At 42.4% G+C, this 21,023-nt stretch carries 18 protein-coding genes, 1 tRNA gene and 1 pseudogene; 10 read left to right on the top strand and 10 right to left on the bottom strand.

Annotated features, from left to right (window positions below; all coding sequences use genetic code 11):
* Window positions 1–437: 437 nt before the first annotated feature.
* Window positions 438–510 (top strand) — tRNA-His (locus tag KAU88_09605).
* A gap of 57 nt (window positions 511–567) precedes the next feature.
* Here the strand turns inward: KAU88_09605 and KAU88_09600 are convergent.
* The 3 genes and pseudogenes from KAU88_09600 to KAU88_09590 form a co-directional block, all read right to left on the bottom strand.
* Window positions 568–690, bottom strand: a pseudogene (locus KAU88_09600) (type II toxin-antitoxin system CcdA family antitoxin).
* Window positions 691–831: 141 nt separating this feature from the next.
* Window positions 832–1,836 carry a hypothetical protein gene (locus KAU88_09595; GenBank protein ID MCK4478760.1) on the bottom strand — a complete coding sequence of 335 codons (1,005 nt, stop codon included), beginning with the start codon at window positions 1,834–1,836 and terminating at the stop codon, window positions 832–834.
* Window positions 1,837–2,196: 360 nt separating this feature from the next.
* A complete protein-coding gene (locus tag KAU88_09590) occupies window positions 2,197–3,072 on the bottom strand; it encodes a caspase family protein (GenBank protein ID MCK4478759.1) in 876 nt (291 codons plus the stop codon).
* Between the two features lie 218 nt (window positions 3,073–3,290).
* Between KAU88_09590 and KAU88_09585 the strand changes: the two genes are divergently transcribed.
* The 4 genes from KAU88_09585 to KAU88_09570 all read left to right on the top strand — a co-directional run bounded on the left by KAU88_09585 (window position 3,291) and on the right by KAU88_09570 (window position 6,860).
* Complete coding sequence (locus KAU88_09585) at window positions 3,291–3,719, top strand: hypothetical protein (protein ID MCK4478758.1); 429 nt, start codon at window positions 3,291–3,293, stop codon at window positions 3,717–3,719.
* A 169-nt stretch (window positions 3,720–3,888) separates the two neighbouring features.
* Window positions 3,889–4,449: a cysteine hydrolase gene (locus tag KAU88_09580; protein ID MCK4478757.1), complete on the top strand. Its 561-nt coding sequence runs from the start codon at window positions 3,889–3,891 to the stop codon at window positions 4,447–4,449.
* Window positions 4,450–4,779: 330 nt separating this feature from the next.
* Window positions 4,780–6,141 (top strand): NAD(P)/FAD-dependent oxidoreductase, encoded by a 1,362-nt coding sequence (locus tag KAU88_09575; protein MCK4478756.1) that lies wholly within the window; start codon window positions 4,780–4,782, stop codon window positions 6,139–6,141.
* A gap of 38 nt (window positions 6,142–6,179) precedes the next feature.
* Complete coding sequence (locus tag KAU88_09570; protein ID MCK4478755.1) at window positions 6,180–6,860, top strand: TIGR00289 family protein; 681 nt, start codon at window positions 6,180–6,182, stop codon at window positions 6,858–6,860.
* A 220-nt stretch (window positions 6,861–7,080) separates the two neighbouring features.
* Here KAU88_09570 and KAU88_09565 read toward each other — a convergent pair whose 3' ends face one another.
* The 4 genes from KAU88_09565 to KAU88_09550 form a co-directional block, all read right to left on the bottom strand.
* On the bottom strand, window positions 7,081–8,184 hold the full coding sequence (locus KAU88_09565) for a glycosyltransferase family 2 protein (protein ID MCK4478754.1): 1,104 nt from the start codon (window positions 8,182–8,184) through the stop codon (window positions 7,081–7,083).
* Between the two features lie 104 nt (window positions 8,185–8,288).
* A complete protein-coding gene (locus KAU88_09560) occupies window positions 8,289–9,398 on the bottom strand; it encodes a hypothetical protein (GenBank protein MCK4478753.1) in 1,110 nt (369 codons plus the stop codon).
* A 4-nt stretch (window positions 9,399–9,402) separates the two neighbouring features.
* Window positions 9,403–11,238 carry a radical SAM protein gene (locus KAU88_09555; protein ID MCK4478752.1) on the bottom strand — a complete coding sequence of 612 codons (1,836 nt, stop codon included), beginning with the start codon at window positions 11,236–11,238 and terminating at the stop codon, window positions 9,403–9,405.
* A 67-nt stretch (window positions 11,239–11,305) separates the two neighbouring features.
* The gene (locus KAU88_09550; GenBank protein ID MCK4478751.1) at window positions 11,306–12,871 is read right to left on the bottom strand and encodes a B12-binding domain-containing radical SAM protein; all 1,566 of its coding nucleotides are present in this window, start codon (window positions 12,869–12,871) and stop codon (window positions 11,306–11,308) included.
* Window positions 12,872–13,425: 554 nt separating this feature from the next.
* On the opposite strand from KAU88_09550, the gene KAU88_09545 reads away from it, so the two are divergent.
* Together KAU88_09545 and KAU88_09540 are read left to right on the top strand one after the other, a co-directional pair.
* On the top strand, window positions 13,426–13,647 hold the full coding sequence (locus tag KAU88_09545) for a hypothetical protein (GenBank protein ID MCK4478750.1): 222 nt from the start codon (window positions 13,426–13,428) through the stop codon (window positions 13,645–13,647).
* 82 nt (window positions 13,648–13,729) lie between these two features.
* Window positions 13,730–14,554, top strand: coding sequence for a UbiA prenyltransferase family protein (locus KAU88_09540; GenBank protein ID MCK4478749.1), 825 nt, complete (start codon window positions 13,730–13,732; stop codon window positions 14,552–14,554).
* Between the two features lie 2 nt (window positions 14,555–14,556).
* Here KAU88_09540 and KAU88_09535 read toward each other — a convergent pair whose 3' ends face one another.
* A complete protein-coding gene (locus tag KAU88_09535) occupies window positions 14,557–14,892 on the bottom strand; it encodes a PadR family transcriptional regulator (GenBank protein ID MCK4478748.1) in 336 nt (111 codons plus the stop codon).
* A 126-nt stretch (window positions 14,893–15,018) separates the two neighbouring features.
* On the opposite strand from KAU88_09535, the gene KAU88_09530 reads away from it, so the two are divergent.
* A complete protein-coding gene (locus tag KAU88_09530) occupies window positions 15,019–15,363 on the top strand; it encodes a PadR family transcriptional regulator (GenBank protein ID MCK4478747.1) in 345 nt (114 codons plus the stop codon).
* Window positions 15,364–15,638: 275 nt separating this feature from the next.
* Window positions 15,639–16,031, top strand: coding sequence for an MGMT family protein (locus tag KAU88_09525; GenBank protein MCK4478746.1), 393 nt, complete (start codon window positions 15,639–15,641; stop codon window positions 16,029–16,031).
* Between the two features lie 13 nt (window positions 16,032–16,044).
* Here the strand turns inward: KAU88_09525 and KAU88_09520 are convergent, their stop codons facing one another.
* A complete protein-coding gene (locus KAU88_09520; protein MCK4478745.1) occupies window positions 16,045–18,492 on the bottom strand; it encodes a valine--tRNA ligase in 2,448 nt (815 codons plus the stop codon).
* A 318-nt stretch (window positions 18,493–18,810) separates the two neighbouring features.
* Window positions 18,811–18,993, bottom strand: coding sequence for an HTH domain-containing protein (locus KAU88_09515; protein ID MCK4478744.1), 183 nt, complete (start codon window positions 18,991–18,993; stop codon window positions 18,811–18,813).
* 334 nt (window positions 18,994–19,327) lie between these two features.
* On the opposite strand from KAU88_09515, the gene KAU88_09510 reads away from it, so the two are divergent.
* A complete protein-coding gene (locus KAU88_09510) occupies window positions 19,328–21,016 on the top strand; it encodes a methylmalonyl-CoA mutase family protein (GenBank protein MCK4478743.1) in 1,689 nt (562 codons plus the stop codon).
* The last annotated feature ends 7 nt before the right edge of the window (window positions 21,017–21,023 follow it).

The raw sequence follows: 21,023 nt of genomic DNA, 5'->3' as shown, positions 1-21,023 counted from the left end.
GCTGTTGGAATTGCTGAAGCTTGAAGGATTAGGGTTTTCTTAGCCGGAAATACTGGGGCTTCTGAAATGGCTTATTTCAGCATAGAAACCCAAAAACCTCTTCCACTATGGATTGTAGCCATGATAGTGATAATAACTGTAGTCGGGGCAAGCCTTCTAGCATATTTCATCAAGTTAAAAAACAGCAAAGAACGCCATACAACAACCCTATGGCCCCAATTCTACGCGCACAGAAGTAACCTTAAGATACATTGCTAACCGTAACGTTCACAGTGACGGAGACGTAGACATTTACGACATAGTGGTTGCAGCTGGAAACTACGGGGAAAGCTGGTAGCTTCGTTCAAACTTTTTTGTTGTTCAAGAGAATGGTTAGTCTTGATTAGAAAATGTAAATAGGCACCAGCAAACATCAAAAGGTTGATAACTGATTAGAGGCCGGGGTGAGGTAGCCTGGTAGCCTATAGGCCTGTGAAGCCTAGCGCCCGGGTTCAAATCCCGGCCCCGGCCCTCCAAGCGCAAAAGGCCATCGGGGCAGGCCCCACGTTTCGGTCCCTGCAGGAGCCCTATCGCCTCCTTCAGCGCGTTCTCGGAGACCCTCGAGACGTTGAGCCCGATCCGCCTCGCGGCCTCTAACGTCTCTCTGTCAATGTAAAGGCAGGTAGACACCTTGTTGTTCATTTTGAACATATCACTCCATATGGTACCATGCGCGTCGGGCTATTTATTGCCCCCTAAGGGAAAGTCCGAGGCAGTAGCATGCTCTGGTTGGCATCAAAAAATCTAGTAGGTTGATTCATGAAAGCTCTGCTTACACAAAAAAAGGAAGGGTTATGGGGTTTCTTTGATTTTCCAGATGCGGACTCGCACATGGTTCCAGTAGGGGTCGGTCGCACCCCTGCACAGAGTCATCGTATCGTTTGTGGAATCGGTCCAAGCCAGACCAAACTTAAAACTTGGGCAAGGATTTCCAGCCAAGTCTGTCTTAATCAACCACATGTCAGAACCTCCAGCACCGAAAGACCCTGTCTCGCCTATTACTGCGTATCCTCCGTCACTTGTTTGAACGACAGTCCACGCCGTATCATAACCTATTCCTCCATATGTTTGATTCCACTGCATATTTCCAAACGAGTCAGTCTTAATAAGCCAAGAATCATAACTGCCTGCTCCGAAAGAGTCGGTTAGACCTGCCATTACATATCCTCCGTCTGCTGTCTGAACCACGGAGTGAGCCCAATCATCCCCCGTTCCTCCATATGTTTTGTTCCACTGCATGTTTCCAGCAGCATCCGTCTTAACCAGCCAAGCATCGCCGCTTGGTATTGGTTCCCAACTGTGGTTGAAGCCGCCTGCCATTGCATATCCCCCGTCGGATGTTTGAACTAGACACTTCGTTAAACCAACGTAATCGTCGCTCGCTCCTCCATATGTTCTGTTCCACCCATGCACATAGTCAGTTCCTCCAAGGTATCTCTGATGAACTCCGCCATTTATCGTCGTTTTCCCTTGGATGTCTACGATTATGTCTGTGCTGTTCAGGTTGTGGGTTATGTTGAAGTATTGCCCTGCTTTGTCGGTTATGTCTATCCATCCGCTGTCGTATTCAATTGATGCCTTCGTTATGTTCTCCCCTGTGGTACCGTACCTGCCAGCGATGTCAACAATATCATATATGTTGATGTCGCCGTCATCGTTAAGGTCACACCATGGATCATATTCACCCGGCAGAGCTGAATAGCTGTTGATACTTGTTGTTATGCCTATCAAGAACATAGAAGACAAAAATATGCCCGCCAGAAATATGTTTGCCAATGTAGAAAATGGAAATTTCATAATCTTATATCACCTCCCTTACTCCCTCTACAATAATAAGATGGGACAACAAGCATTTAGAACTTGTGAAACCTTACCATAGAAGAAAGTTTTCGGAGCGCACATAGCCTCGAGGGCTCGGGCCGCCCCCTTGGAGGATCCAGTAGGTTGATTTCAGCGGATGAGCTCCTCACATCCTGATCGTCTCGAACCTGACAAGCCCCCTCTCTATCCCCCGCTTTATCCGCCTCTGCTCGTAGGTCAGCCCCGCCTGCCCCGTCTTCACGTCGCTGATAGTTCGAAACTTTTTTTCACAGTTTCTCAAAGATGTTATCATGATTAGAAAAAAGGGAGATTGTGGTCTTGCTGCAGCCTTTTATTTTATAGTAACATGTCATCCTCGAAGTTGTCGCTCGGAGTAGGAGATTGACTCTTACAGTTAGCTTTTGCGTAGTCGAAGGCCTCTTCGCAAGTTACAACATTGTCATTGTTGGCATCTGCTTCGCCAGCCAACATGCCTTGATCAACAAAATAGTAAGTGAACTGGCCATTCTCGTAAGCACTCATCTCCCATGAAGATTGCCTTTCTTTGCACGCCATGCAGATTAGACGCCCGTTACCAGCAAGATCTGTCATGCCACCTGAGTAGCAACTGTCGAAGTAAAAGAGGATGCGTGTGGACTCGAAGCTGGAAAATTCTTCTTGGAGGTCTCCATCCCAAATATAGTAGTCCCACTCGATTTCCCATGGAATTATACATTCATCTTTCCGCTCAGGATCGTTGTCTGCATTACGATTGCTTACCGAGCCATGTCCACTGTAGAAGAACACTACTTCGTCGCCCAAGTCTTCCCTAGTTCTCATCCAATCGATTGCACCTAGAATGCTTGCCTTTGTAGCTTGGCCATCAATTAACATCTTAATATTACTGGAACTCCAACCGTACTTGCTAACCAATGCATCATAGAAATCCCATGCATCGTCATCACAGTAGTCAAGGTCATACGCGTCGCCCTTGTAGTCTGATATGCCTATGATAACTGCCCATCTATCACTTGCAGGTGGAGGATCCGAAACAACCCCAGTGGCAATCCCTTTATTAGGCCGTCCAGGTTTCGGAGGTTTCCCACGAGATGTCTTGTAAAAATCTATGGATGATGCGCCTTTTCGATGGGTCTGCGGCCGAGCTTGCACAAGTGCAAAAAAGCTTGTAGCCAGTACAAACAGCAGAAGGATTGAAAGCGCCTTAATTCTCACTTTTCTGCCTCCCATAATCATTGTTCTAACTGTATACGAACTGTTGATAAGACTTTTGAAGCAATTTTCTATATGTAATCCCAAGTTCGAATCCCTGCCTGGCCCTAACAACTCATGGGCTATTAAGGACATACTCCAGTTTCGGTTCATCGAAAGCCACGATCTATGGGTATAGAACATTTAAAGCAAAGTAAAGCAATTAACAATTGGGAGTGAATATGAAGGAAGTAGCTAAAAAAGTAAAATTCTTGAAGCACATCGACATTGACAAAATTGATATAAAGAGAGATCGCTATTTTTCTAACGCTTACATAATCGATCTTCCTCTAGATTCTTCACCTGACCACGTTTGGCAGGACATCTTTGAACGAGAATGGAAGTCAAGCAGGCATCTGTGGGATAGAAAACTCTACGTGATGGGTGATAAACTTAGGCTTGTAACCTCACCAGACAATGTTGAAGAAAAACTTGATTGGGTTAAAGAAGTTATGGAGCAAACCAACAAGGGTATTGACAGATATAACCTAGAAGCAGAAGCTCTTGAAGCTGATACAGCTCAACGCATCCGAGAGCAAATACTAGATGAAGAAAAGGCAAATACTGAAATGATTAGGGAAGCAATGAGAAAACGATTCGGAGCTCTGTAAGGCATCCGCTAACCCGCTCGTAGACAAGAAGCTAATAGGTATCTGCTGAGCATCAAAAGATAAAAAGGAATACTACCTTCTGAAATAATTCAGTTAATCCTAGCGCAGCGCACGCTTTAGAGCGATAGTGAAATAAAGGCAAAAAAGACAATATCCTGGGTGAACCACCATGGAAAAGCCAGCAGTTATAATCATCGACATGTTAAACGATTTTGTCACAGGCGAGTTACGCGCAGAACGGGCAGCTAGGATAATTGAACCTCTGAGAAAGCTTGTGAAGGCGGCTAGGGAACATGGAATTCCAATAGTTTATTCGAATGATGCTCACTATCCTATGGATGCCGAAGTCGTCCACAAGTGGGGCGGACACGCTATAAAAGGAACCCCAGGCGCAGAAGTCATCCCAGAACTTGAGCCTAAGAAACAAGATTTTATCGTTGAAAAAAGAACATATAGCGGTTTTTATGAAACCGGTCTCGAACCACTGCTGAGAAGCCTCTACAACGGAGAAGGAGTGAAAATCGTGATTTTAGGCGGGTTGCATACAAACATTTGTGTCAGGCACACCAGTGCTGACGCCTTTTTCCGCGGCTACAAGATAGTCACAGCCGAAGACGGAGTTGAAGCCTTAACAAGAGAAGCCCACGAGGAAGGATTAAAGTACCTAAAAGATATTTACAATGCCGAAATAAAAACGGTTAATGAGATAATAAAGGGATTTGAAAAATAGAGATAGCTCCCAACGAACAGAACGAATAAGTCCTCGTTTTTGCAAATCTTTTTTCAATGAGAATTTTGTCCGGACTACAATTTGAAAAGGTGAAATACGGCAAAATACTAGGCTATATTTACGTTCGAGGAAAAATTGCTCCACCGCAAGAACTACATCGTTCATCTTTTAGATAACCATATGGTAAAACGGAAGTCACAGCATTCTGTCTAGAATGTTATTCTGAAGCATAAATTAAATGGCATCTTTCGATATTGACGGCATCGAAAAGCAAAAATGTTATGAACTTTTCATACACAGTTATCAACCAACAGAAGAAAGGGATGAAACTTGGAAAAGTTAGATGTCATAGTTGCTGGTGCCGGAACAGGAGGGTGCTTAGCAGCTAAAACAGCAGCAGAAGCTGGGCTCAAAGTTTGCTTTATCGACATCAAGAGCAAAGAAGACATTGGGAAGAAAATCTGTGGAGACGCCATAGGCAAACACCATTTTGACAACCTTGGCTTGAAAGAACCTGCTGCTGACGAGCTCGAACGGGTAATGGAAGGAATTGAAATGTATTCACCTGATGAGCAAACCAGTTACGTTGTCAAAGGTAAACAGTTGTATGGGTATATTCTGAACCGACGCCGTTTCGGGCAAAGGCTGGTAAAAGAAGCAGTAGATGCTGGCGCTGTCTTGTATGATGCAACTCAAGTTTTAGAACCGGTGATAGAGCAAGGATTCGTATGCGGAGTCTCCACAAAAAACTTGAAAACTGGAGAAAAAAATGTACTGCGAAGCTCCTTAGTAGTAGAGGCAACAGGCTTCTTTGCCGCTATTCGAAAGAAGTTGAAACCAGAAATTGCAATTGATACCAAAGTGGCCAATGAAGACGTGGAAGCTTGTTATCGAGAAATACGGCAGCTGAAACAGCCTTTAGATGACCCTTCCCTTTGCCAAATCTACATCACTCAAAAAATAGCACTAGGCGGTTATTATTGGATTTTTGCAGAAGGCGGACTCAAGGTGAACGTAGGCTTGGGGGTAGCTATGACAGAAGGATTTCCGAATCCGAGAGAGCAACTTTACACGCATGTTCTTTCCCAACCACTGTTTGAAGATTCTTCAATAGTTGACAAGGGGACATGGTATGTGCCTACTCGAAGACCACTAGACAGCATGGTGGGCAACGGCGTTATTATTGTTGGCGACGCAGCGTGCCAAGTTAATCCAATTCATGGAGGCGGCATGGGACCATCAATGATAGCTGGCACATTAGCAGGGAAGACAGCCGCAAAGGCTTTGGAAAAAGGTGACGTAAGCCGTGAGGGATTATGGGATTACAATGCAGAGTATACCAGGAACTATGGTGCGAAACAGGCGGGGTTAGAAATCTTTCGCATACTTCTACAGAACATGGACGATGAAGAACTCAACTATGGAATGCACAACAGACTTCTAACTGCAGAAGACATTTTGAAGGCGAGCATGGGCGAAGATGTACACTTTACAATCAACGAGAAAATGAGGAGAGCAGTCAAAGGGGTAAAGAAGCTTAACATGCTTATAAAATTAAAAAGCGCGGTAGACTCTATGAACGAAATAAAAACATTGTATAGAAATTATCCAGCGTCACCAAACGACTTTGAAGAATGGAAAACGAAAGCCCAAGAGATATTTCAGAAAACCATAACAAAACTCGAAAAGTAATTATTACTTCACGACAGACACTAAGGTCTGATTTGATTATGCGTGTTGCAGCGTTGATTAGCGGAGGGAAAGATTCAGCTTTAGCGCTTCACCGCACCTTACAAGAAGGACACGATGTAAAGTTCTTAGTTACAATGATACCAAAAAGAGACGACAGTTGGATGTTTCACTACCTAAATATCCACTTAACCAACTTGTTCGCAGAAGCTGCAGGCATCCATCTAGTAAAGGAAGAAACAGCGGGGGTTAAAGAAGAAGAACTAAAAGACTTGAAACGTGTACTAGCCACATTAGACATAGAAGGCGTGATATCTGGAGCAGTAGCTTCTCAATATCAAAAGCAGCGAATTGACAAAATCTGCAAGGAGCTAAGTCTCAATTCGATTACACCACTTTGGAAAAAGAACCCTCTGAAACTTCTGAAAGAACTAGTTAATCTGAAGTTCAAAGCTATAATAACTGGCGTCTACGCCCACGGCTTCAACAAAAACTGGTTAGGAAAACATATAGACACAGACACTATAGATGCTCTTAAAGACCTAAACCGCAAATATCACATTTCACTCATAGGTGAAGGCGGCGAATATGAAACACTAGTTCTAGACGCACCCTTTTTCAAGAAAAAAATCGACCTAGTTGAAATAGAAGCAATCTGGAAAGGCCAAAACGGATATTTACTCGTAAGAAAAGCACATCTAGTAGAGAAAGACGCATCTTAAAATGCTTATTTCATCTAGTCAGCAATTTCGTGAAAGCATTCTCCAAATTAGCAACAATACAGCAGAGTGTGTTCAAACTCGCGTGCTTTTCAATTTGTGACATTTCACCATTCTAACAACATTCGCATATTGTAACAAAAATAATCGGGGGCAGTAGCAAGTCTGTGCATGTGTAACAACGCTCGATTAGAAAAATGGCCTTGTTAAAAACCGAGCAACATTAGACTTTCCAATCCAATTCATATTCCGAAAAGAGAAATGGCATTATCATACTCACTGTCAGTGTAAAGAAGGTGAGGGGTTGATAAAAGAAGTAATATATCAAAAATTCTAAGAAATTGAAGTGTAGCTTTAGCTTTCGTGAGGCTGAGTAAAACAGAGCCGAAAAAAGAAGAAAACTGATGAAAAAATTCACGAAACTTGTGAAAAGAACCAGTACCATTGAAACTGAAAAGACAAATGGAATCAAAAAACTGAACTGTGTTGCCAAAAGCATGAAAACGAAATTAAGAATTTTATAACCTAGGAAGTCAGAGAAAACATAATTGAGGACTAGTGGAATTAAGGTTGGAAAAAGGATAGGGATGCTTGGGATCGCAACGTGCGGATACTTCGCTACATACTTTAATAAGTTTCTCCAATGATCCTTAAGCCATAAACCAGTACCTATGCCCCATCTTTTCCTTTGAGCAAACCAGCTTCTCCAGCTTGAAGGAGCCCTTGTGTAAACCTCCACCTTATCTGTGTATTTAAAACGCTTATTTTTTAGAAGAACCTTTACTGCGATATCTAGGTCCTCTGAAACTACCTTAGAAAACCCTCCAACTTCTTCAAAAGTCTCTCTTTTCAGAGCGAAAGCAGCTCCGTTAATGCCGAAACATCTCTTTATCAGCTTTGAATAAAGGTAATTTGCAAAGTTGGAGCTAATGTACTCATAATTCACCATTCTTGGTATGAAAGAATCTCGTACAATTTTCGTTTTCACGTCAAGAATACTAATGTCTCTCATCTCCCATTCTATTATTCCCAAAAAATCCTTTGAATCCCCAAGTTTGACATCAGAGTCAAGAAAAACTAGAATTTCACCCTCCGAGATTTTCACAGCGCTGTTTAGAGCATCCACCTTGCCTCTTCTCTGCTCATTCATAATAAAAAATACTTGGCGCCCATATTTCTTGGCAACTTTTAGCGATTTTTCATTAGGTTTATCTATCGTAACAAAAATTTCCTTATTTTCATACGAGTCGTTCGTTAATTCCTCTAACAACTTCTCCAACCAGTCCGAATTCTCATAAACTGGTATAAAGACACTAATTTTCTTCATTTCGAGTGTCATCGCACTGTTAACTATTCTGCCTTTTGTCGGGATTTTAAGGTTAATACTAGCGCACTTTAAGCTTCGCGCTTTGCGCGTTAGCTGATGCGTTGTTAGATCGGTGAACCATAAGCGTCCTCAAATGTTCCTATGCCTTCACCCAACTCGTCTAGGGTGATTACTTGACTCGTTGTTTTTAGGCTAAATTCTTTCGGTGTAACCGCATATTCTATGTAAACTTGTGAACCGCCGCCTTCCATAGCGAATTTCTTTGTTGCGTAAGATCCTAAGGTTATCCTGAGTTTTTTATTACCATCTTGCCCTTCAACAATCCATGTTGGCGTTTTTCCTTCTATTTTTGAGATTTTGAGTTTTGGCTTCTTGAATTCAATGATCTTTTTTCTTTTGTAATCGTGAAAAGTTAGAGATCTATGGAAGTACCTTTTTGATTTCTTGCCTGTTTTTAGACAGAAGAATGAAGTTGAAGAACCGTTTTGAAAAAATACTCTTCCCCAATGAAATGATCCGAATGTTGTGATGCCGACAACTTTTTGTAGGTGTGCTGTTCCCTTGAATTTTTCTCCTAGCACAATACCTTCTGCATCTGAAAAAACATCTACCCAACCAATGCCAAACGGAGGTATGAATACGCCACGCGCATCCTTATCTTCGAGATAATCTCCTTTTCTAATATTCAAATCAATAACGTTGTCCACTTTCAGCTTATAATTTGGAAAACCACCGTTAAGCACCATTTCATGACCTGAAATGTCAGAAATTATCATTTTTCTTTTCGGATATACTGTTGTTATGGCATTCGTGTCCCCTAAATCATGAAACTTTTTTCCGTCATATATCCAGCAGGCGGTAGCAGCTTGAAATCTGTTTTCTGTCAGTTTCTCGAGAGCGATTCTCTTATCGTTGAATAACATGCTTTGCCCATATTTTCTGAATATCAATAACATCAGTTGCTTCGGTCTTTCTCCATCTCGACCGAAGAAAAGGAACCACCAGTACTCCTTTCCTAAAGGAGGCAACATTTCGGTGCTATACATAACACGATCTAATATTACATTACTCACGTTCGATCCGCTTATGGAAGCAAGTTTTCGTATAAGGCTGTAAGTTTCTTCGACCCTTTGTATTTTGCTTGCCTTATTCTTCAGTTTGCCAAGAACTTCTATAGAACTAAAAACTGGTTTACTGCGTAATTGACCGATCATTTTATCACATCTTATTTTTCACCTTTTCATTGAGGAATGTGATGGTAAAATCTATGCTTATTGCGGCACACAGCCTGAATACATTCCATACACCCTTCAGGCTTCGTGCAGATCTTACCAAGAAGATGGCCGTTCCTATGGGGTTAAACGACAAATCATCATTAACTGAATTTATCACGTCATTTAAGTCAATGTCAACACTTATTGTCGCGTCATCTTGTTTCCCATAAACAGTTTTTATGTACTCCACATTGCCCCTGCTGCTACGCTTTGTTTTTATGATATAGCTAACAGGAGGCTGTTCTTTGTATGTAAGAGTGCACTGTATCTTCTGTGAACCGAGAATTCCAAGAACCCTTGACATTTCTATGACATCGTGCATGTCTATTTTTCTTACCCTTTCTTCACTTTCAGCGTCCACAATCGCCTCTAAAACCGCCTTGAGGTGATTCTCAAAAGCTCCCTTTCGCAGGTCGCACCCAACATTCCTACCGAACGTTATCTTTCCAACAATATCATCTATAAAATCCTTTAATGATATCTTCTTTCCAGATCTTCTCTGCAAAACCTTAGCCCGATCCAAAAGTGTATTTAACGTCCAAAATCTTGCCATGCAATAGGTTTCTAATTCTTCTAGTCGTGTTCTGCTTATGCCATCCAACCTGAACACAGAATGCATTTCATCGTATTTCACCCAATCGCGCTCGACTATCAAACCATTTTTATCCAGGTTGCTGTAAAATTCGGTTCTAGGAAATGGGGTCGCAATACCGAATGCTGCGTTCATTAAGCCCAGGTCTTTTGCGTAAACAGAAAACTGCTTTATCTCTTCCTCAGTCTGACCTGGTAGACCGATGACAAAAGTTCCTGAAACGTCGGCACCGTTATCCCGAAGTATTTTCACGGCCTTTCTTTGCATCTCGAGGGTTATGCCTTTTCGTGTGTTCTTCAAATCCCTTAAACTTGGACTTTCAATTCCCAATTCATAGTCAAGAAAACCGTTTTCACACATCTTCTTGATGAGCTGAGGATGTTTGGCAACGCTGTCAACCCTTGCCATTACTGAGAACATTATATCCAGTTTATGGTCGTGCAACAAATTGCACAAACGATCAATTCTTTTAGGATTTCCCATAAAATTTGGATCCACCACAAGGATTCGGAGTGGTTTTCCATTATGGAAGGATGCGATCTCTAATAGTTCAGCCATGACATTTTCAGACGAGCGGAAACGCTGGCGACCCTCATTCATAATAGGTTCACAACAAAAGCTGCACCTTCCCAAGCAGCCGCGGGAGATGCAAATGACATCCATTTCCCTACCTCTGCTGTTCATGTGGTCGTATTTGTGTCTCCTTAAGTGTCTAGCTGGAAACGGTAACGAATCCAAGTTTTCAATCATCGGGCAATCTTCATTATGAACCATTTTTCCGTTTTCTTTGTACGAAACACCAAGAACGCCTTTTGGACAGCCTTTCTGTATAAGTTCCTTCATTGTATACTCTCCTTCACCACGAATTACCATATCAACTTGTAAATGCGAAAGTAACTCGTCAGGAACAAGGGTAGGATGATAGCCTCCAAGTACAGTTGCGATGTCATTTTTCTTGGCAATTTTGGCAAGGTGCAATCCCTCTTTGTGATCAGTTGCCGACATTGTTATTCCTACTAAATCAGGACGAAAAAGATCAAGAAAATGTTTGAGTGGATGTTGCTCAAGTTCCATGTCGATTATGTGAACATCTTCTACGACATTCTCTATTGATGCAGCGATGTATTCCAAACCAATTGGAATCAGGTCTAGTGCAAAACCTAAACCTTTCCTTCCTTTCGGTTTCACCAATAAAACTCTTTTATAAGCCATTCTACATGCATCCTTTCAGACCGTTTAGATTCAGCCGCATACTTCATGTAACTCCAGCCATATCCCAGATCGAATCTTGAACGATTTTTCCGTGTTTTGCTCCATAGTAGAGCCCTGAGAGAAACCCGACTGAGGGAAGTAGAAATTTCGTAATGAAATTGTAAAGCAAAGGGTTGCGGACTCGGCATTCAAGGAAGGATGAATGCCAAACATGGACATTGTATTTCCAGCATTTTGTGAGAAGCTCCCATCGTGCTCTCGAAAGCGAATCCAATTCGGCGCCGTGTTGTTTGCTCAAGAGACAACTTTCTAAAGGAACAAAAAGTAATGGGACAAAAAAAGCCCTGTACTCGCTTAGGTCATCAATCAATTCAAGTGTCGTTATTACGTCGTCTTCAATTTCGTCCGGCAGACCTACTATTAAAGTAGCAAGCGGATACCAATTGTTGTCGTTCAAAATTCCAAAGGCTTGAGAGACAAGTTCTTTCCAATCTTCAGGTTTAAATGGAAGTGGTTTCCCTGCCATGTATCTTTGGATAAGGCGAGTGCTACCAGTTTCTATTCCCGTCTCAGCCGTTACAATCGGTTTCCCACTGTGGCTATACCAGCTGTGTTCAATCAGTATCTCCGATGCTTCCTCAACCATGCCGGGATCGTGAACAACTGGTGCCAACGACATGTGAGATGGTTGGATAGCTTTAACTCTTGGATGGGAGGCGACGCTTCTAAGCAATTTCAAAACTGCTTTCTTATTGGGAATAAAACCGTTGTTCTTGGCACCGTATAGGAAAACATCTTCGGTGCTGAGAGTTATCATCTCAGCTCCTTCTTTGATGTTAACTTTCACTTCTTCCATAATTTTGTCTAGTCGGAAATTCCTTCTCTTCTGCATTGTAGGTGTACAAAACTGACAGTTTCGACCACAGCCTCTTGAGATTTCAACGCACCCATGAATCGATGCATGCTTTATCGTAGGTATACTCTCATCCTTTGGGCTTGCATTAACATGAACTACTTGAGGAAGACTTTCACCTTTCACAGCTTTGGCAAAAAGCTCGGCTACTACCGTTTCGCTTTCTCCCATCACGATACAATCGATTCCATAAGATTTCATTACGTTTTTGTATTCAAGCTGCCACGCCCCAGCACCACCAACTATAACCTTTGGTTTGTGTGTTTGGAGGCTCTCATGCTTCATCAAGTTTCTAAATTCTATCGCGTTCATGGGTTCCCCACCGCCAACTAGTGAAGAATATGTTTTACTGACGTATCCCATTCCCAGAGGATCCATACTTGATATGCCTACAACCTTTGTATTTGGACCAACGAAGGAGCCAAGATTGTTGGGATGAGCAACAGCAATATCGGATTCGTCGAATCCGTTTTCTATAAGAATCCCCTCAACCTTCCTAAGTCCATAAGGCGCATATTTCGCAGTGCCATTATGGTTTTTCTTAACTGGTGGATACAGCTGCTTTCTTGTAAGCCATAATGGTATTGGTCCCTTCGAAAACCCTCCTACGAAGGCAATGAACGGGTTATTGAAGAAGTCACTCATTTCCGTCGCTGAAGCTGTTAGGACAATTTTTACTCCTTGTTCACTTAACATGTTTTTTCCCTTTGAGATCAAATGAATGCCATGTATGAGTCACGCCATCCCACCACGCGTTCCTTTTTCCCTATTACATGTAACGCCAATATGCCATTTCGCAAAACATTTAAGTTTTGATATATATCTATCTTGTGGTGATAAGGGGTATGACCCATGAAAACCTTTACAGATACAGTAGAGAAAGAGCGCACACATGTAGAAGCGAAAGCTAGGGAGTTCATTAAACAAAGACACTCTAGAGTGGAGAGGATTCTTTTCAGGACAGTGTATAAAGAGAAGAATAATTGGGTATTACAAGGAGAATTACAATTCAAACGGGCGTATTTCTTTGCTTTCTCGAAATCTTCTAAGCTTCAGATAAACACAGACACTGGAGAGGTCACATTTTACGAAGAAATGCGTCCATCTGCGACCTGAAGAGGCAAATGAAGTGATGCAAAGCCAACTTCCGCTGTTGTACATGTCAGCATTCTCTTCGGATGTTATCCAGCACAAAAAGCACGAAAGATGGACCCAGTCCAAGTGCTTAAATATGGATAGGGAGCGAAAGAATGCCTGTTTTTGTCCAATTAGTTAGCTCCTTTAGCACGGGCAGATTTGACACAGAAAAGGATACCACGTCAATAAACAGAATATTAAAAAGCCTTCAGAATAAGGGTGCTAAAATCTTGGACGTGAAACTTAGTTTTGGAAGTCGAGAACACATCACGACTGTAGTTTACTTAATAACGTATGAAGCCCGGAGCCCTATGTTGGTTCACGAAAAGAAGTGAAGCCGCACAGGAGGGAACTAAGATTCTTAAGGAGTACCTCAAAGTTGCCAGAATCGAGAGCTGGCTTGGGTGGATTTTTTGTTTGGGGTTTGGGAGCATTTTCCTAGGTTTACCTCCCCCTGAACGCATTGTTATTGTCTTGTTTGCTTTCTCATTTGCTACAGCCAGCATCTTTATTTTGAATCAATATTTCGACAGAGAGGAGGATCAGGGGAACGTAGTAAAATCTAATCTCCCTGTTGCCTCTGGAAAGATAGCGCCACGAACAGCGTTAATTCTTTCTTTTTCACTGATTATTTTATGTTTATTCTCAATATTTTTAGTTGACAGGGTTCTTATATCATTGTTCCTTGTTTATTTTACCCTTTGGATTGCCTATTCTGTCCCGCCTTTTCGTCTGAAAAGTGTGCCGGTTATGGATTTCGTCGTTTCAGGCGTAGGTGCTGGTCTGCTTCCGTTTTTAATGGGAGTAGGCGCATCTTCCAAATCGAATGTCAACATCCTGCTCATTCTGGCGGGTGCAATACCGTTTATGTTAGCTCACTCTAGCGGCCACATCTTGCAAGCACTTGGAGACTATGAAGCAGATCATAAGATGGGAGTTCAAACTTTCGTTGTTAAGTATGGAAGAAAGAAAGGCATTATTACTATAGGATTTTTATCTTTCATAACTGGGCTCTTGCCTTTCATCTACGCGGCTTTTGGCTTATTGCCTTTCAACTATTTTCTTCTGTTTTTCTTACCGCTCCCGTTTTTCATACCAATTGCCAAGCGTTACCTAATTACGACTAAAAATCCAACGACAGAAAATGTTGTCAGCCTACAGAAAACAGCAAGAAAATTTGGAGTTATAATAATAACTGTAGTAGGGGCTTATGTGTTGGTGGGAAAAATACTTGGCTTGTAGACTCATTTTCCTTTTTGTTCACTTAACAAGTCAGCGATTACATTTCTAATTGGCTTGTTGAAAAAGTTGCGCACTTTCAAAAGAAGATTTTCTCCTTTCGCGGTTAAGCGATAACGCCTTAGGTTGCGTTTACCTTTTTTAATCCATTCACTGACGAGAAAACCCTCGTCCTCTAACCAGTGGAGAAGGGGATACACGCTACTTGGCTTCAATTTCTGCCCCGTTAATCTCTTAAACTCCTTAATAATTTCATATCCGTGCATAGGTCCACGAGACAAAAGCCAAAGTACGAGCGGTCTCTCGAGGCCAGTTAGAAACGCATTGATGATGTTAACCACGGAGACCCAACTCCATAATAATAGTTTGAATTTTGATATATCAACCTTTTGCAGGTGTTATGTGGAAAGGAGTTAATAAGAATGTTGGATATAATCAAAATGAACCCTATTTGAGGTGTCTACTTTATGACTGAGGCGGAAAGAGACTTAATTAGAGCCACTTTGAGGGGCTTCAGCAGAGTCGTTATTCTATGGCTTATAAGCCAGAAACCCATGTCCGGCTACGGACTTGTTAAGGAGATGAAGAGATTAACTGGACAAAACTTCCATCCGGGAATAATATATCCTCTCTTATATGAGTTAGAAGAAAGAGGTTTCATAGCTGGCGAGTGGACACAAAGGGGTAGACGTCGCATTAAATACTATTCGATAACCCAAAATGGAACAGAATTGTTGAATCGTCTGCGAGAGCTTTTTGAGATGCCTGTGAAAGAAGTGTTAAAAGACCTCATCAAAGGAGACTCCAGATAAAATAAACCAGGCTTTGAGGTTTATTCTAAAAATTTAAACAAAGATACGAACCTAACTCCGTAAACAATATTCCTCTTGACGCGCGCTACTTGATTCCAAATATTGTCGAGAAAAGTCTAAACGTAGCACATGATTTCTTGGCCACTCCGATTTTACCAACGCTTATTAGCACAGCGATCGAACAATAAACCGAGGAGTAGACTTTGCCAAAAAGCTGGTCTGAAAAGTTGAAAGACAGCAAAGATCTGCCAAAAGTGGAAAAAATCACTGATAAAATGAGCAAAAGGTGGGGTACGGGAACAGTAGTCATCCCTGCACCTATAGAAGTTGACGAGATGATGAAAAAAGTGCCTAAAGGAAATCTTATAACCTTAAACGAAATTCGCATTGCCCTTGCTAAAAAGCATAATGCAACAATCGGATGTCCTTTAACTACAGGTATCTTTGCTTGGATTGCAGCCAACGCCGCTGAGGAAGAAAAAGAGAAGGGTGGGAAAGACGTTACGCCTTATTGGCGCATCCTAAAAACAGGTGGGGTCATAAATCCAAAATATCCTGGTGGGGTAGAAGCACAAAGAAAGTTTCTAGAAAGCGAAGGTCATAAAGTGCTCCAAAAAGGTAAAAAATACGTTGTCTTAGACTACGAAAAGTCATTGGTGGAAATCTAAGAAAAGCCAAGCCCTATAAGCCAACGAACCGTATCTCAAGGTGACCTTCAACCTCCACACCTTCGCCCTCTCGTGGTAGTATGTTTATCTTTTCAATCTTGCAAGTACCTTCGATGTCCTCAGAAGACTCGGCCAACGTTTTAGCATTTTCTTTAGTTCCTCCGTAGATCGTTAACTCTTCAATCGAAGCGTTCAACGGCATCCTCTTTCTTGCTTTCTCTCGCCTGATTTCACCAATCACCGCAACAAGTAAGTCACCTTTCTCAATAGCTTCCTCGTCAATCTTCGCCTCTTCCACTTGTGGCCACGGTGACAAGTGTATGCTTTTTTGTTTTACACTTTCAGCGAACATCGTTTGATAGATTTCCTCCGTAATGTGGGGAGCGATTGGGGCGAATATTTGAAGAAGACGATAAAGAGTAGTATAAAGTGCGTATTGGGCGGCTTCACGTTTCTCTTGGCCATACACGTCGCCTTTGTAGAGTCTATGCTTCGCCGCTTCAATATAATTATCACAGAGGTCACGCCAAGCGAAATTTCTAATTTCTTCAATGGCTATGTTAAATTGACACTTTTCCAAGGCCTCAGTAACCCTCAGCGTTGCTCGATTCATTCTAGCTATAACCCACTTATCCAGAAGAGTTAGCTCTGGAGTTTTTGCCAGTTCATAGTCTTTCAACAGCAGACCAGCGAATCGGGAGGCATTCCATAGTTTTATGAGAAAACGCCATGCATACTCTACGTCTGGCCAGCGGAAAGGTATGTCTGAGCCTGTAGTACCGCCGCCTGCCGCCCACTGCCTACTTGTATCTGCACCATACTTCTTGAAGACTTCATGAGCGGTAATGTAGTTGCCAAGACTTTTACTCATCTTACGCCCATCATCGCCAAGAACCATGCCATTAATGAGACAGGCCTTGTAAGGTGTTTCGTTGAAAAGCGCGAGGTGACGTACCATAAGGTAGTAGGCCCAGGTACGGATGATGTCTGTTCCTGAAGGGTGAAGATCTGCAGGAAAAAGTCTACGCCACTCCTCTTCTGACTTGTCGGGCCATCCTGCATGCACAGCACAAGTTATGGAAGAATCCATCCAAGTATCAAAGACGTCTCTTTCAGCAACGAATTTTTCGTGACCACATTTTGAGCATCCCTTGATTCTTGGATTTTCTTGTTTCGGATCTATCGGTGGCCAACTCTCCTCTGCCAATATTATTTCGCCACATTTCTTGCAGTACCATATGGGAATTGGAGTGCCAAAGACTCGTTGGCGGCTGATGACCCAGTCCCAATCAAGGGATTTTGCCCAGTCGATAAGGCGGGTTTTCATGTAGTTTGGATACCATTTTAGTGCGTTCGCTGTTTTTTCCACTTGCTCTGTCAGCTGGCGGGTTTTCATAAACCACTGCTTTGTTTCTAATATTTCGATTGGAGTATCACAACGGTCACATAAGCCGACTTCTTGTTGAATAGGCTCAATTTTAATCAGCAACCCTTGTTGCTTGAGGTCTTCTGCAATGGCTTTTTTGACTTCTTGGATCGTTAAGCCTTCATATTTACCTGCGTTTTTATTCATTTTCCCGTCTTTGGTTAGAACTGTGACAGAAAGGAGCCGGTGTTTAGCTACAGTTTTCACGTCTGCTTTGTCGCCATAAGTACAAATCATGACTACGCCAGTGCCAAATTCCTGGTCCACCATGTTGTCAGTAATTATTTTAACGGTGCGGTTTGCAGTTGGAATGTGAATGCTTTTGCCTACATACTTTTTGTAGCGTTCATCTTTTGGGTTAACGGCGACGGTGACGCAGGCTGGTATAAGTTCGGGACGTGTGGTGGCAATAGTTAGGTAGCCGCTTTTTTCTAGTGGAAATTTGATGTGGTAGAGAGCGCCTTGGCGTGTTTCGTAGTTTACTTCGGCGTCCGCTATGGCTGTTTCGCAGCTGGGACACCAGTTTACTGGGTGAGTGCCCTGGTAGATGTAGCCTTTCTTGTAGAGCATTATGAAGCTTAGTTGGGTGCGGCGCCAGTAGTCAGGGTTCATGGTTTTGTATTCAACTGTCCAGTCGTTGCTGCAGCCCAGCTGTTTTATGGCGGTTTTCATGATGCTAATGTATTTATCCACGAATTTTTTGCAGAGGTTGATAAATTCAGCCGTTGTAGTATCAGACTTTCTGACTCCATATTCTTTTTCAGCTCTTCTCTCAATCTGCAAGCCATGGCAGTCCCAGCCTTGGGGGAAGTAGACATTATAGCCTTGCATGCGTTTGTAGCGGGCAATGATATCGAAATAAGTCCAGTCAAGAACATTACCCATGTGAAATTCGCCGCTTGGGTAGGGCGGAGGAGTATCGATGCTGAAAGTAGGTTTAGAAAAATCGTTCCAGTCAAAGTGATAGATACCCCATTCTTCCCACTTACGTTGCCACTTTTCTTCAGTGGCAAGAAAATCAATTTTTTTGGGCAAAGGCTTCATGATGCAAACTTCCAGCTAAGCATAGCATTTTCATACAGACAGGCAAGGCAAATAAATAACAATCGAGCCACCATTCTTGGTGCAATAGACCATTATTTAAATCTCTTACCAACTGTTTCTTTTCTTCTGATGCGTGTTCTCCTTCTTATGTTTTTGCACGTATATATGCATGGATTGTGCAAGAGTTTTCCTACAAGCAATTCCATCATAAATCCGATAACAATACTATATGCACACGCAATATCTGTACAAACACATTATAGATTTCTAAAATCGCATTAGTCGTTTTGATTTTATGTTAAGCTAGACTCATTCTTTTGCAATTGTGTATTGGCGGCCCTTGGTGTTTATTTGGTTTTTTTCGAAGAGCCTCTTCAGAGTTCTATAGACGGTTTTTTCTGGTTTGCTGAGTTTCTCAGCGATTTCAGCCAAAGTTAAAGGCCCTGGAGAGCTTCGCAACAGTTCAAGGACAGGTTTGTCAAGCTTTCCCAATAACAACACCACACATATGAGAGCTTTAATTTTCACATCAATCTCTATTTATAGCTTGCCTAATACACTCGCATCATTATTAAAAGACCCTCTGAAAATCAAGAGCTGAAAATCCCGCCCACACATTTGAAGGCTACGTTGGACAACTCGACCCAAAAGCGACAAGCATACTCTCTCAAAGACTTGATCATATTATTCTGAATACAACAGAAAGAATGCAATCATAGGCTACAGAAACATAAATAATCGAGATGCAAAACCATCGAAGAAGATAACTTTTTAGGCTATCTAACAACTCTATCTATCTCAACTCTCCAAAGGAGCACCATAAACATTGACCTCTCAAGAACCCAAGGAACATAACAAACTTACTAAACAACAAGAACAATGGGAAAAAACCACAGCTTCGAATTGGCTAAAACGCCATCCGGAAAGAAAAAAAGAATTTTACAACACCTCAGAAATCCCAATAGAACGACTCTACACCCCGACGGACACCAATAGCGTCGACTACATTCAAGACATAGGATTCCCAGGAGAATACCCCTTCACCCGCGGCGTACATGCCACAATGTATCGAGGCCGCTTATGGACAATGCGCCAGTTCAGCGGTTTTGGCACTGCAGAGCAAACGAATAGACGGTTCAAATATCTTCTTCATGAAGGGGAAACGGGTCTCAGTATCGCCTTCGACTACCCTAGTATCATGGGCTACGACTCTGACCATTCGATGTCAGAAGGCGAAGTAGGCAGATGCGGTGTCGCAGTTGCATCGCTCAAAGATTTTGAAATTCTCTTTGACGGAATTCCTCTTGACAAAGTAACAACCAGCATGACCATAAACGGCCCTGCAGCCATACTGTTGGCAATGTATGTCGCCATAGGAGACAAACAAGGCGTTCCACGCACAATGCTTGGAGGCACGACACAAAACGACCTTCTCAAAGAATTCTTCGCTCAAAAACTCTGCATATTTCCTCCAAGGCCATCAGTCAAACTTGTCATAGATATAGTTGAATACTGCACTAAAAATCTGCCAAAATGGAACCCTATAAGCATAAGTGGCTACCACATCCGCGAAGCAGGCTCAAACGCCATTCAAGAACTAGCCTTCACACTTTACGACGGCATCGCCTATGTAGAAGCAGCCATTGAAAGAGGACTCAAAGTAGACAACTTCGCCCCACGCTTAAGCTTCTTCTTCGCCAGCCACAACGATCTTTTCGAAGAAATAGCTAAATTCCGAGCGGCACGTAGACTCTGGGCGAAACTTATGAAGAACAGATTCCACGCCCAAAAGCCACGCTCCATGTGGATGCGCATGCATGTCCAAACATCTGGCTGTACATTAACAGCTAATCAGCCGCTCAACAACATAATCCGCGTCACAATCCAATCGCTTGCTGCAATACTTGGGGGGACACAAAGCTTGCACACAAATAGTCACGACGAAGCGTTATGCCTTCCCACCGACGAAGCTGTTCGTATAGCCCTGCGCACACAACAGATAATTGCATGCGAAAGTGGTGTCCCAAATACGATAGACCCAGTTGGAGGAAGCTATTACGTGGAAACATTAACAAATCAGATGGAAGAAAAAGCCAGGGAATACATTGAAAAAATCGACAACATGGGTGGCGTCTACGAAGCCATCGAAAGAGGATTCTTCCAAAAAGAAATCGCTGATAGCGCCTATAAGTACCAACGTGAAATTGACAGCAATGAGAGAACGTTGGTTGGCGTGAACGAATATTTCATCGAAGAACCTGAATGCCCCATCGAACTCCTACGCATCGACCCTGGAGTTGAAGAACAACAAGTGGCGACACTTCAAAAGCTTCGGCGCGAACGCAATAATGCTAAAGTAGAACAAGCCTTAGGCAAACTTCATGATGCGGCAGACAAAGACCAAAACTTGATGCCTATAATAATTGAAGCTGTAAAAGCTTATGCGACGATAGGTGAAATATGTGGTGTCCTTCGAAAAGTGTATGGAGAATATAAGGAATTGATAGTTGTTTAGGAGGAGG

It is taken from the genome of Candidatus Bathyarchaeota archaeon, from assembly GCA_023131225.1.
In the GTDB taxonomy this organism is placed as follows: Archaea; Thermoproteota; Bathyarchaeia; order Bathyarchaeales; family SOJC01; genus JAGLZW01.
Note: the sequence above shows the minus strand (reverse complement) of the source record. Positions and strands in the feature narration are given on the sequence as shown.